12 protein-coding genes are annotated in these 13,002 nt (G+C 55.7%); 1 reads left to right on the top strand and 11 read right to left on the bottom strand.

Translation table 11 applies throughout. The features are described from left to right. Positions 1 to 4 precede the first annotated feature (4 nt). The 11 genes from ftsX to gdhA form a co-directional block, all read right to left on the bottom strand. Entirely contained in the window at positions 5 to 919 is a 915-nt protein-coding gene (gene ftsX, locus ACWNMW_RS08130; RefSeq protein ID WP_034501741.1) for a permease-like cell division protein FtsX, read from the bottom strand. Further along, positions 919 to 1,608 (bottom strand): cell division ATP-binding protein FtsE, encoded by a 690-nt coding sequence (gene ftsE / locus ACWNMW_RS08125; protein ID WP_072456208.1) that lies wholly within the window; start codon positions 1,606 to 1,608, stop codon positions 919 to 921. Before ftsE ends, ftsX begins: the two co-directional genes overlap by 1 nt. Positions 1,609 to 1,714: 106 nt before the next feature. Beyond that, positions 1,715 to 2,842, bottom strand: coding sequence for a peptide chain release factor 2 (gene prfB / locus ACWNMW_RS08120; RefSeq protein ID WP_034501745.1), 1,128 nt, complete (start codon positions 2,840 to 2,842; stop codon positions 1,715 to 1,717). A gap of 121 nt (positions 2,843 to 2,963) precedes the next feature. Then, positions 2,964 to 4,109: an ABC transporter ATP-binding protein gene (locus ACWNMW_RS08115; RefSeq protein ID WP_034501747.1), complete on the bottom strand. Its 1,146-nt coding sequence runs from the start codon at positions 4,107 to 4,109 to the stop codon at positions 2,964 to 2,966. A 21-nt stretch (positions 4,110 to 4,130) separates the two neighbouring features. Continuing rightward, positions 4,131 to 5,906: an ABC transporter permease gene (locus tag ACWNMW_RS08110; RefSeq protein WP_449490599.1), complete on the bottom strand. Its 1,776-nt coding sequence runs from the start codon at positions 5,904 to 5,906 to the stop codon at positions 4,131 to 4,133. Between the two features lie 156 nt (positions 5,907 to 6,062). Continuing rightward, on the bottom strand, positions 6,063 to 7,121 hold the full coding sequence (locus ACWNMW_RS08105; protein WP_034501749.1) for an ABC transporter substrate-binding protein: 1,059 nt from the start codon (positions 7,119 to 7,121) through the stop codon (positions 6,063 to 6,065). Positions 7,122 to 7,252: 131 nt separating this feature from the next. Continuing rightward, complete coding sequence (locus tag ACWNMW_RS08100) at positions 7,253 to 7,927, bottom strand: response regulator transcription factor (RefSeq protein ID WP_314212572.1); 675 nt, start codon at positions 7,925 to 7,927, stop codon at positions 7,253 to 7,255. Next, complete coding sequence (locus ACWNMW_RS08095) at positions 7,924 to 8,733, bottom strand: sensor histidine kinase (RefSeq protein ID WP_449490598.1); 810 nt, start codon at positions 8,731 to 8,733, stop codon at positions 7,924 to 7,926. The genes ACWNMW_RS08100 and ACWNMW_RS08095 overlap by 4 nt, the downstream gene beginning before the upstream one ends. Positions 8,734 to 8,833: 100 nt before the next feature. After that, positions 8,834 to 9,478: a GyrI-like domain-containing protein gene (locus ACWNMW_RS08090; protein ID WP_295894152.1), complete on the bottom strand. Its 645-nt coding sequence runs from the start codon at positions 9,476 to 9,478 to the stop codon at positions 8,834 to 8,836. 31 nt (positions 9,479 to 9,509) lie between these two features. Beyond that, positions 9,510 to 10,121 carry a class I SAM-dependent methyltransferase gene (locus ACWNMW_RS08085; protein WP_295894170.1) on the bottom strand — a complete coding sequence of 204 codons (612 nt, stop codon included), beginning with the start codon at positions 10,119 to 10,121 and terminating at the stop codon, positions 9,510 to 9,512. Between the two features lie 180 nt (positions 10,122 to 10,301). Continuing rightward, the gene (gene gdhA, locus ACWNMW_RS08080) at positions 10,302 to 11,666 is read right to left on the bottom strand and encodes an NADP-specific glutamate dehydrogenase (RefSeq protein WP_449490597.1); all 1,365 of its coding nucleotides are present in this window, start codon (positions 11,664 to 11,666) and stop codon (positions 10,302 to 10,304) included. Positions 11,667 to 11,815: 149 nt separating this feature from the next. Between gdhA and ACWNMW_RS08075 the strand changes: the two genes are divergently transcribed. Then, the gene (locus ACWNMW_RS08075) at positions 11,816 to 12,991 is read left to right on the top strand and encodes a phosphotransferase (RefSeq protein WP_449490596.1); all 1,176 of its coding nucleotides are present in this window, start codon (positions 11,816 to 11,818) and stop codon (positions 12,989 to 12,991) included. The last annotated feature ends 11 nt before the right edge of the window (positions 12,992 to 13,002 follow it).

Raw genomic sequence — 13,002 nt, 5'->3', positions numbered from 1 at the left:
AGGATCAGATCTTTGTGTACTTCGCTAAGGAGAAAGCAGAGGCGGAAAGCGCCAGGAGGACAGCCGCGATAATGAGGATCGGAGACATGATCCAGACTTCACGCATGCCGATAAAGTTCGTCCAGCGGAAAGCCTGCGCAAGCCACTGGTTAACCAGAACATGCACGCCAACAAAGAGCGTTCCAACAGCGAGGAGCGCACCCACCACGGCGGCAATCGCACCCTCAATCATGAAGGGAGCCTGGATGAACAAGTTCGACGCCCCCACCAAACGCATGATGGATGTTTCACGTTCACGACTCATCGCGGACAGGCGAATAGTGGTCGTAATGAGCAAGACCGCGGCGATGATCATGACGCCCGCCAAGCCCAGCGACAGGCCTCGGGCCTTGCCAAGAACCTGGAACAAGGGCTCGACGATCTCACGCTGGTCCTTCACCACAGAAACACCGGGAGATCCCGTGAGTTCATCGCGAATAATGCTGAACTGCTCAGGATTGACCAGCTTAACGCGGAAGGACACTTGCATCATGTCTTCGGTCGTCCACTGTCCCAGCGGAGAGTTCCCGTAAATCTGAATGAAGTTCTTGAAGGCTTCTGCCTTCGATTCTTCGAAAACTTCCTTCACATAGGGAGCAAGCTCAGCGGAAGCAAGCTTGTCGCGAACGGCAGCAATCTGAGCATCGGTCGCTTCTTGGTTATTGCAGCTCGGCGTCTGATCGTTGGTCGCGCACATGTAGACCGACACTTCGATCTTGTCGTACCACTGGCTCTTCATACGCGAAACCTGCATCTGAGAAAGCCCAGCAATGCCAACGAAGAGAAGGGATACGAAGGTCACGATAACAACGGCAACGGACATCGCACGGTTGCGCGACAGGCCCTTGCCAACCTCGGAAAGAATAAAACGTAACTTCATTACTTCACCGCCCCATACACGCCGCTGTCCTGATCACGCGCAACTGTTCCATCGTGCAATTCGATAACGCGCATACGCATCTGATTCACGATTGCTGCATCGTGAGTAGCCATAACGACCGTCGTCCCATTGCGGTTAATGCGGTCCAGAAGACGCATAATTCCCAAGGAGGTATCGGGGTCCAAGTTTCCAGTCGGTTCGTCGGCCAACAGCAATTCGGGGCGGTTAACCATTGCTCGGGCAATGGCCACACGCTGTTCTTCACCGCCGGAGAGCTCGTGCGGCAAACGCTTTTCCTTGCCGGCCAGACCCACAAGTTCCAGTACCTCGGGAACCTGGGTTTCAATCGCGTGACGAGGCTTACCGATTACCTGCATAGCCAGCGCAACGTTTTCGTAAACGCTCTTCGAGGGAAGCAGGCGGAAATCCTGGAAGACGGTTCCCACCTGGCGACGGAGTTTTGGAACCGACCAGCGAGAAAGCTTGCCCACGTCGTGGCCAAGAACCCACACGGTTCCCGAAGTCGCGCGAATCTCCCGCATGGTGAGCTGGAGGAACGTGGACTTACCTGAGCCGGATTTACCTACGAGGAAGACGAACTCTCCGCGCTTCACTTCGAGGGAAACATCGTCTAATGCCGGACGTGCACCAGGCTGATACACCATGGTCACGTGATCAAATCGAATCATGAGCCGTCTCTGATCGGGGTTATGGTCTCTTTTACCCTATGCATTCAGCGGCCCGCTGCACCGGCGACACGCGCAAAAGCCCGGGCCTTCGCCCGGGCTTTTCACTTTACTCAGCGTTCTGTTGGTTCTTACGCCAACGGATTCCCGCATTAATAAAGCCATCGATGTCGCCATCGAAAACGTTTTGCGGATTCCCCGATTCGTACTCGGTTCGCAAGTCCTTCACCATCTGGTAGGGCTGAAGAACGTAAGAGCGCATCTGGTCTCCCCACGAGGCCTTCACGTCGCCGGCAAGTTCCTTCTTCTTGGCCTGTTCTTCCTCATGGCGAAGAACCAAGAGGCGAGACTGTAGAACTCGCAGGGCAGCCGCACGGTTTTGGATCTGGGACTTTTCGTCCTGCATTGAAACAACGATGCCCGTGGGAATGTGAGTCATACGAACCGCAGAGTCCGTCGTATTCACCGACTGGCCACCGGGACCCGAGGAACGGAAGACATCAACCTTGAGTTCAGATTCGGGAATCTCAATGTGGTCGGTTGACTCGATCAAGGGAATAACCTCAACGGCCGCGAAAGAAGTCTGGCGACGTCCCTGGTTATCGAAGGGGCTGATGCGCACGAGGCGGTGGGTACCAGCCTCGACACTGAGCGTGCCGTAGGCGTAGGGTGCCTGGACTTCGAAAGTTGCCGACTTTAGGCCAGCTTCTTCCGCGTAGGAGGTATCCATGACCTTCGTCGGATAGCCGTGGCGCTCCGCCCAACGCAGGTACATTCGCAGGAGGATCTCGGCGAAGTCGGCGGCATCCACGCCGCCCGCACCGCTTCGAATAGTAATAACCGCGTTGCGCTCGTCGTACTCGCCGTCCAGAAGGGTACGAATCTCAAGAGCAGACATGTCGTCCTTGAGAGCGCCCAAGTCTGCTTCGGCCTCGGCGAAGATATCTTCCGCCTCCGAGGGATCGCTTTCCGCAGTTTCGCGCGCCATATCGACAATGGCCTCGAGGTCATCGATGCGTTCTTCCATGGCCAGCACGCGATCGAGCTCACTCTGACGGTGAGACAGCTGCGAGGTTACTTCCTGAGCATGCGAGGGGTCATCCCACAGGTCCGGAGCAGCCGCCTGCTGCGACAACTCTTCGATCTGCGCGCGAAGACGCTCGGGCTGCACAACTGCGGAGATGTTCTCCATGGTTGTGCGCAAGGACTGGATCTCTTCAGAAAACTCAATGGCCACGTCACCAGAGTAGCGGATTCATTTGCCTATTGACGAGGCCGGGGCCGGGAGAGGGATAATCACTCCCCTCTCCCGGCCCCGGCCGGCGGCCTTGATCACTCACTCAAGACCCATACAACAGTTACGCCGATGCGAGCTCTCCCGAAGGCAAGAGCCATGCCTTCTCGGCCTCGATACCCAGGCGAACGTATTGACCTTCTTCAAGGAGGTCCTCGGCACGCGGATCAGAAACGACGCACACGAGCGAACCAAACTCGGTCTCGATTTCGTATTCGACCGTTTCACCGTAGAAGATCGAGGTAACGACCTGCCCCAAAGAACCCGTCAAGGTTGCGGGCTTCTCATCGGTCGGCTGGATTCTCATGGACTCAGGGCGAACCAAGACCACGGTTTCCTTGCCCTCACGCACAGCTTCCTTCGCGCCCTCAGAAGAGTGAACGCGAATCTTCTGGCCCAAGGCCTCGATCTCGGCCATGCCGTCTTCGCCGACTTCCTGAGCCTGAGCAGGCACAAAGTTCGCGCGTCCCACGAAGTCTGCAACGAAAACACTGGCGGGATGCAGGTAAATCTCTTCGGGAGTATCAACCTGCTCAATGCGACCGGAGTTCATGACGACAATGCGGTCCGACATCGCCATAGCTTCAGACTGATCGTGAGTGACGTAAACGGAAGAGATACCCAGACGCTTTTGCATCCGGCGGATCTCCACGCGCATCTTGACGCGCAGCTTCGCATCCAAGTTCGACAAGGGCTCATCGAAGAGCAGAACCTTGGGGCGCACAACCATGGCGCGTGCCAGTGCAACACGCTGCTGCTGGCCACCCGAGAGCTGAGACGGCGCACGATCGGCCATCGCAGTCAGGTTCATCGCAGCAAGAGCGATATCGACTTCTTCCTTAATTTCCTCTGCGCTCTTCTTACGCAGACGCAAACCGTAGGCAACGTTTTCACGCACGCTGAGGTGCGGGAACAGCGCGTAGGACTGGAACACCATCGACATGGGGCGCCTGTTCGGCGGGACAACAACCATGTTCTCGCCGTCCAGCATGACCTGGCCCGAAGTTGCATCCTCGAAACCTGCGATCATGCGCAAAGTCGTGGTCTTGCCGCATCCAGACGGACCAAGCAAGGTGATGAACTCACCGGGGCGAATGTCCAGATTGATGTGGTCGACCGCAGTCACATCAGAGACCGTATTGGAGAAGGTCTTCGTCAGTTCCACCAAGGACAGGCGGCCGGGAGCATTAGTGTCATTTGTATTCGACATGAGGCTTTCCTTTGTCAACAATTACATGCCCGCGCCATTGGAGGCGGTGACAGATTTATCTCGCACGAGGACATTCGTCAGGCCGATAACAGCCATGACAATGATGATCAAGATCGTGCAGAAGGCGAAAGCATTACCGAAACGCCCCGCATCAACCTCAGACAGAATCTGCGAGGTCATGATCTTGGTCTTAGGAGTCGTGATGAAAATGATTGGCGACAGCGTGGTCATCGAACGCGCGAAGGCGTAGGTCAAACCAGCGATGAACGCAGGACGAATCAGGGGAAGCGTCACCTTCATGAAGGTCACCAAGCCCGAAGCACCCAAGGAGGTTGAGGCCTCGTCAATCGAATGATCGATCTGATGGAGGGAAGCAATACCCGAACGCTGACCGGAAGGCATCGAACGCGCGATGTACACCATGATGATCGCCAACGCACCACCGAAGACCGCAGAACCACCCGCGAGCGCCGGCATCAGCTGGAGCTTTCCAAAGATGATGATCGGCTTGTTGTAGGTGATGAGGTAACCGATACCCAAGACGGTACCGGGCACAGACAAACCGAGCATACCGAGGAAGTCCATGAAGCCCGAGGAAGCCTTCAAACGCACGACAACCAACCACGCGACGATCATGCCAAGCACGCCAGCAATCGGCGTAGCAATCAGGGCCAAGATGGTCGTATCCACCATCGCATCGTTACCGATACCCGAGAGCACGTACTTGAAGTTCTTGAGAGTGAAGGTATTGTCAACGCCCAAGATCGAGACGAATGCACCCACAATAACCGTCGCGTAAATCGTCACAACGAAAAGTGCCAGCGCGGCAGTCACTGCGCCCAAAGGAATGCGAGCGGCAAGAGAAGTCACCATGCGAACGCGGCCAGCGGGCTTACCGGTCACGGTCACCGCTGAAGAACGACCCGACCAGTAGCGCTGCAGAAGGAAGACCAAGAGCGCGGGAACCAAGAGGATCAGCGAGTAAGCCGAACCGGCAGCAGTGTTGTACTCACCGTTGACCGCGATGTATGCGCGCGATGCCAAGACCGTGAAGTCACCGCCGATGACCAAGGGGTTCGCCAGGTCAGCGATCGCCTCGACGAAGAGGAGAAGGAAGGAGGCTGCGAAACCGGGGATCAACATGGGGAGGGTAACCGTGCGGAAAATCTTCCACGAGGATGCACCCAGGGAGGCCGCGGCCTCCTCCATTGCGGGATCCAGATTCTTGAGCATGCCGAGCATGTTCATGTACGCAACAGGGAAGAAGGAGAGAGAAAGAACCAGAGTCAGGCCGGACAGGCCGTAGATGTTCCACTGCTGACCGAGCAGCTGAGTGGAGATGATTCCGTTGCGTCCAAACAGAGTGATCGCGGACGTTGCCACAGCGAAGGGCGGGGAAACGATCGGGATCAAGCAGATGAGGTGCAGGATCTTCTTGCCGGGGATCTTCACGCGAGCCTGAATGTAAGCGAAGAAGAAACCAACAAGAGTTCCGACAAGACCGACGACCAAGCCCAGGACAATCGTGTTCAGGGCAATCGTACGGTTAGTCTTCGAGGAGACGAAGGAGGTCAGAACCTTCATTCCTTCGCCCGAAAATGCGCGAGCCAAAATCGTGACCAGAGGCAACAGCACCAGCAGTACCAGCACCGCTGAAATGATCGCAACGATCGCGACAGTCACCGGATCACGACGAACCTTTGTTCGTTTTTTCTTTCCCGAGGCCACTGCGCGCGTTTCAGGGGTTTCCTCCCCCCGCGCACCAACGCTCGGTGGTGCACTTGTCTCCACAGACATTAAAAATCCAATCTTTACGGGATGTCCGCACATCTTTGAGGCGGGTTTTCCCTGCATTGGGCGCACCCATCAGCGGGCGCACAGATCAAGAAAGAGAGAAGGGAGGGGACAACGCAGGGACATGTTGAGCGCTGCCCCCTCCCGCTGAAGCGCGAATTACTCGCGCGGCTTAGCGGCAACCTCTTCGTCGAAGCGCTTGGTCAATTCAGGCTTTGCAGCCGCGGCTGCGGCAAAGTTGTAGTCGATCAAGTTGATTTCGTCGAGCTTGGCCATCTTGTCATTGGTCTTAGCATTCGGGTTGGTGAGAATCTGGTTCGATCCAACCGTCTGACCGATGTTCTGAGCGTCAGCAGAAATTGCCCAGTCGATGTACTTCTTCGCGGCTTCGGAGTGCTTCGAGTTCTTAATCAGAGCAACACCACCGATCTCGTAGCCGGTGCCTTCCTTCGGGAAGGAGACGACCAGGTCCTTCATGCCCTCGTCACGGTACTTCACGCAGTCGTGCGAGAAGACGAGGCCAACTGCGACCTCACCGCGGCCGGCAATCTGGCCGGGAGCAGTACCGGACTTGGTGTACTGCAGAACATTGGCGTGCATCTTCTTCATGTAATCGATGCCTGCATTCTCGCTACCACCAAGAACAACCTGGGTCCACAGTGTCGTGAAAGCAGTACCCGAGGTCGAGGGGTGTGCGGTCGAGACCTGCCCCTTGAGCTCAGGCTTGAGGAGGTCGCTCCACGATTCGGGAACAGCCAAGCCCCTTTCGTCCAGGACCTTCTTGTTCGAGCAGAAGCCCAGAACGCCCACGTAGACACCGGTCCAGTTGTGGTTCGGATCCTTGTACTTGTCCGGAATTTCCTTTGCGGTCGGGGAATCGTAGGCCTCGATCAGGCCCTTTTCGACTGCTGCACCATAGCCATCCACGGGGCCGCCGTGCCAGACGTCGAACTCCGGGTTGTCCTTGGCCGAGTCCAGACGTGCAACGGTTTCACCCGAAGACAGGCGAACGTAGCTCGTCTTGATTCCGGTCTGCGCGGTGAAAGTCTCGGTCCACTTCTGGCAGAGATCTTCCATTGCACCACACGCGATGGTCAAAGACTGCTCGGATCCGTTTCCGCCGTTGTTGTCACTGCCCTGTTCATTGACGATGCATCCGGACAGGGTGAAGGCTCCGACTGCGCCGAGTGCAATCAGGGAGATGAAGTTCTTCTTCATCGGGATTCTCCTTTGAATCGAGGAATCTGTAAGGAGCATCGACTTCGCAGGCGTGCTCTCTCAGGTCCATTGTGGACTCTCGGATGCACCCGATAGCGGCACTGCGGTAACGGCTGGTAACTAAGGTGTTACTAAAGTTCGGGCATCATGTAGCCGACGGAGCGAACCGATTGAACGAGGGCGGCCCCTTCTGGGCCTAGCGATCCCCGCAGACGATACGCCGTCATCTTGATCATGTCTTTTCCACCCGACTCATCCTGCGTTTCCCATACGGAATTCAGCAGTTCGCGATAGGTGACGGGCTCGCCAAGATTTTGCACAAGCACTTCGAGGAAACGCCTCTCAATGCTTGAGAGGACAACGGGGACACCAAAAACAAACGCCTTGTGCTGACGCATATCAACACGCAAAGGGCCGTTCGTCACTACCTCAGATGTCAGCCCCTTTGAACGCCGAAGAAGGGATTGCGCGCGCAAGGTCAACTCTTTGGGACTAAACGGTTTGGTGATGTAGTCGTCTGCGCCGCTTTCAAGTCCTTTGATCCGGTCAGACTCTTCTGACAAAGCAGTAATCATGATGATCGGAACGTCACTCATTGCACGGATTCTTTGCGCAAGCGAAATTCCAGAGATCACGGGAATCATTAAGTCGAGTACGACGAGGTCGTAGTACTTCTTCGTGAATTTATCCCATGCACGCCCACCATCACTGGCGGTCTCTACCGTAATACCCGCGGTTTCAAGGGCAAACTTGATGATCATCAAAATCTGAGGTTCATCATCAACAACTAAAGCGGTTGTCGTCATTGCTCCTCCTTTGGCACCGTTGCGCTGCGCTGCGATCGCGGGATCGTCAGATAAAACGTCGTTCCTTTAGAAGCAATCGTATCGACAAGGATCGTTCCTCCGTGCAACCTCAGGATCTTTTGCGTGAGCATCATTCCAAGTCCCGTTCCAGGACGCAAGGATCCTCCGGTATCGAAGGGAATGAAGAGGCGTTCTTTTTCTTCAGGTGTCATTCCGCGCCCATCATCAACAACTGCGATTGTCACATCTTCATCGGAGTCTTGAACGCTCACGAGGATCGAGACGCCATCCCCCGCGTGACGTGCAGCATTGTTAATGACATTAGCGATCGCCTGTCCCATCAAACGTGGGTCAACGAACATGTGGATGGGAGCCCCATGATTTTCAAGGCGGATTGGTGCCGAATGGAAGCGGCGAAGTTGCGCGACGTTGTGTCGAACAAGTTCGCGCATTTCGACCCGCTTGAGACGAAGGTTAAACAGATCCGATTCCATCCGGATTTCTGCAAGCATGTCCTCCGCCATCTCGATGACCTGGTTGGAGTTTTCGGCGATCGTTTTGGCGAATTTCAATTGCATCTCGTTCATGGGACCAGCAGAACCATCAGCGAGTAATTCAGCCGCTCCTCGAACGACAGTCAAAGGGGTGCGTAATTCGTGTGAAAGGACCGCGGGGCCGGCGATATAGTCCTGGTGTAATTGACGCAATTGCTCTTTTTCTGCGAGAACTCGCTTGAGGTCACGCTGAGTACGCACAAGCAGGGCAAGCAAGAGAGCAGTGAGACTCCACGACACGACCAGTGCCACTACGGCCAATACCCACATCAGTTGCTACACCTCCCCATTGCGTTCTCACCATTATCCCCACCCCGTCAAGAAAAGCGGACAATAAAGTGTAAACACTCGCTCATTTCTTCTCTTCTGAAGCTTTGATCGGGTGGCGGATGATCGTTTTGAGCTTGTCAGGAGCCACTTTTCGAGCGTCTGAGAGATAGATTTCGTGGTGACGCCGCTCTTGCGTCAGGTCGAGCGAGTATCCGCACTCACGCGCATAGGCGTGCATGGCCTCGACAGTGGCGGGCTCATCGTCGTAGCTGCCAAGGTGCAGGCACTGCACGCACATGCCTTCTTCTATCGTGAGGTACTCGGCTACCGAGCAATCAACTTTCTTTTTCTTCGTCGCTTCCTGGACCGCCCAGTCGAAATCCTCGCGCGAAACAAAGTCAGGCAGCCGGATAACGGAAATCCAGTTGAAAGCCTCTTTGTGGGAATAGTCAGCGCCCTCGACGCCGTCTTGCCACCAGAATCCCTCGAGTGGCGGCACGACGAAATCGACGTATCCGTCAATCTGACGGGAGCCTTTCTTGCTCATCTTGATCGTGTAGGAAATGGCATATAGGACAGAAATTGCCCTTTGGTAAGCACCCTCCGCGTCATTGGGGTCTCCACTACCACGCACAGCGACGAAGCGCATCGGTGGAACTTCAACGATACTCGGCCCTTTCTTAGGCGCGTAGAGTTCCTTATATTCCTTCTTAAAATCAAATGCCATCTCAGACTCCGGGTGAGCTCAACAGCGAGGACTATTGTTCTTCATTGTTACAGGTGAAGGAAGCGATCACACAAGGAATCCGGCCGTCGATAAGGATGTAAGTAACGTTGCGGTATCCCAATTTCTCAAAGAAAGCTCGATAGGAGTCCACATCGAATTGTTCCTTGAAGTCAACGCCGAGCCTCAGAAGAATCTTCGGGATTATTCCTTGTTTGCTTGGCCGACGCTTGACGTAAGTCGGGACGACGATAGTGCCTCCGGGGCGGACGACTCGTTTAAGTTCCCGCATGGCAGCACCAGGATCTGGAAGCAGATGGATGACATTACCTGCGATGACGACATCGAAGGAATCGTCCGCGTAATGCAACTTTGTGATGTCAGCTCTTTCGACCGTAACATTGCGATATTTCGCAAGTTTCTTCCGTGCTTGTTTGAGCATTCCCTCAGAAAAGTCGGTAGCGACCAGCTTCTTGCACATCGGCGCAAGGAAGGTGCTGATTGCACCGGTTCCGCAGGCGCATTCAAGGACCTCGTCTTCGAGGCCAACCAGCTGAGCGACAGCGACGCCTGTTCCGTCATACACGCCGCGATTAAATGTGTTTTCGAAGAAGTCGTAAAGGGGCGCAACCCGATCCCAGAACATCAATGAACCTCCGCGTGTCCATTGCCCGCATCATTGCAATATCGAAAATGCTACGCGCGCCCTGCATTTCGCACTAGCCCCAAAGGAAGTCCCTCTGTTTCATTGAGCGCACTCCCTCGCCTTGTACAGGAAAGGGGGCTTCACGCCCACCGGCGTGAAGCCCCCTAAACAGCCTGCGAATTAGATCAAGCCCTGAGCAACCATTGCGTCTGCAACCTTGATGAAACCAGCAAGGTTTGCGCCGGCGACATAGTCTCCAGGCACCCCGTATTCGTCCGCGGTAGCCAAGCAGTTCTCATGGATTCCCACCATGATCTGGTGCAGCTTCGCGTCAGTTTCCTCGAAAGGCCACTGGGTTCGACCCGAGTTCTGCTGCATCTCAAGACCGGAGGTTGCAACACCGCCAGCGTTGGATGCCTTACCGGGCGCGTAAAGGACACCAGCACTACGCAGCTCATCAATGGCCTCGGGAGTGGTGGGCATGTTTGCGCCCTCCGCAACCATCTGCACGCCGTTACGGATCAAGGCCTGGACGCCCTCGAGGGGGAGCTCATTTTGAGTTGCACACGGAAGGGCGACGTCACAGGGCACTTCCCAGATCGAGCCCTCAGCACTGAAGCGAGCGCTTGAACGCTGGTTTGCGTAGTCGCTGACGCGTCCACGACGGCGTTCCTTCACGTCCTTGAGCAGTTCAACGTCAATGCCTGCCTCGTCAACAACGAAACCGGAGGAGTCAGAGACTGCAACAACCGTTGCGCCCAGTTCTTGAGCCTTTTCAGTCGCGTAGATTGCAACATTTCCGGAACCGGAAACAACGACGCGCTTGCCGTCAAAAGAAGTGCCGCGAGCGCGGAGCATTTCCTCGGCAAAGTAGACGAGGCCGTAACCGGTTGCCTCGGTTCGCGCGAAGGAACCTCCCCAGGTCAGACCCTTGCCAGTGAGGACACCGGCATCGAAGCTATTGCGCAGACGACGATACTGACCGAAAAGGTAACCGATCTCGCGGCCGCCAACACCAATATCGCCCGCAGGAACGTCAGTATCGGGACCAATGTGACGCTGGAGCTCGGTCATGAAGGACTGGCAGAAACGCATGATTTCAGCATCAGACTTGCCCTTGGGGTTGAAGTTCGCACCGCCCTTTGCGCCACCCATGGGCAGGCCGGTCAAAGAGTTCTTAAAGATCTGCTCAAAACCCAAGAATTTAATAATGGATAGGTTCACCGAAGGGTGGAAGCGCAGACCACCCTTGTAGGGGCCGAGAGCCGAATTGAATTGAACACGGAATCCGCGGTTGACGTGGATCTGTCCTTGATCATCGCTCCAAGGCACACGGAACATGACTTGGCGCTCAGGTTCTGTAATTCGTTCAAAAATAGCCAGATCTTGGTATTCAGGCTTGCGTGTAACCAGAGGCGTGAGGGTCATGAGAACCTCATAAACAGCCTGATGGAACTCAAGCTGGTGCGGATCGCGAGCAACCAATTCCTCAAAAACGGAGGAGAGCTCGCGGGGAAGTCGAGATGTATCAAACTTTTCGCTCATGTCTCGATCATTCCACCGTTGGTTTTCATTTACTCTCTCTTTTCCAACATATGGACTCCCCATTGCTTAGATTCTCATCACGTTATGAATTTACTGATGTTCGCTGCGCCTGCTGTATTGGCGCGAATGCTACCGCTAAGGTCAGGAATGTGACTCGATCAAAGACCCCCTACGAACTTGCTGCCCTTGCGACAGTGGCGGTCCCCCGCCTTGAAGTTGCCGGACTGCGTCCCCCGCAGTTCAGCGATGAAGTCCTCTCGGTCACCGGTCTCATCGACACTTCGGGTGACCGCTGGATGGTCGTATGTCCACATGACACGGTTGGCGGTTTGGACATGGAGGCCCAAAACGCCGTCTTAGAGCGCCTTGGGAAAGCTCACGATTTTTCGAAGATCCCTTTTGAAATTCCGCGTCCTGCTGGTTTTACCCGCACCCCTGAGGGCGATCGAGTCATGGTTCACCGCGATCTTGGCGGTCGAGTGATGGAGACTTCGGATTTCGACGATCCTCATTTGCTTCCCGCATCTTTGGGGAACGCTCTGGCGGCACTGCACAATCTTCCTGAGCTCATCTACACGGGGGTTAATCTTCCCGCGTATTCAGCTATTGAGTGTCGCGATCGCCATCAGGCGGTCTTGGACGAGGCCGCGCAGGAAGTCGTTATTCCTGCGAACTTGTGGGACCGCTGGGAAGAGTCCTTGGAGAATTTGTCCCTGTGGCGCTTCCTCCCCTCCCCTATCCACGGTGATCTGTCCGAGACATCGATCCATGTCGATCACGGTCGAGTCTGCGCGCTGACTGGTTTTTCTTCGGCACACGTGGGAGATCCAGCTGTTGATATCGCGTGGGTTTTCGCTCGCGCTTCCGATGAGTTTTTGGAGCGTTTCCACGAGGCCTACCAGCAGACGCGTTCCGAGAAGGACTTGCATCTGCTTGAGCGCGCGGAGCTTTTGTCCGAGCTCGCCGTGGTGCGTTGGCTGGTCCATGGCCTGCATAGTGATGATTCAGAAATCGTTGACGAGGCCCGGGCGATGCTGGCCGATTTGTCGGCAAGCATCGGCGAGGCGCCTTCCGCAAAGCACCACGAGGAAGCCGCTGTTGCACCGGCGCATTCGGAATCGCCCGAGGCCGCTCCTACAGCCCAGAACGTGCGCGCAGCCCAGGCCGGGTACCCAGTTCAGGACGCACACTCAGTTCAGGATGCGCACGCCGAAGCAGAGCTTCCTCTTTCTGACGAGGCTGAGGCCGAGTCCGAGCACACGGATGCGATCGAAGGACCGACAGAGCACCTCGATATGAGTGTTATTTTGCCGACGCACGAGTAGACCTATTGGTG

This window comes from Actinomyces sp. Marseille-QA0893 (genome assembly GCF_976954355.1).
The sequence above is the reverse complement of the archived record's forward strand: the minus strand, read 5'-3'. Positions and strand labels throughout refer to the sequence as shown.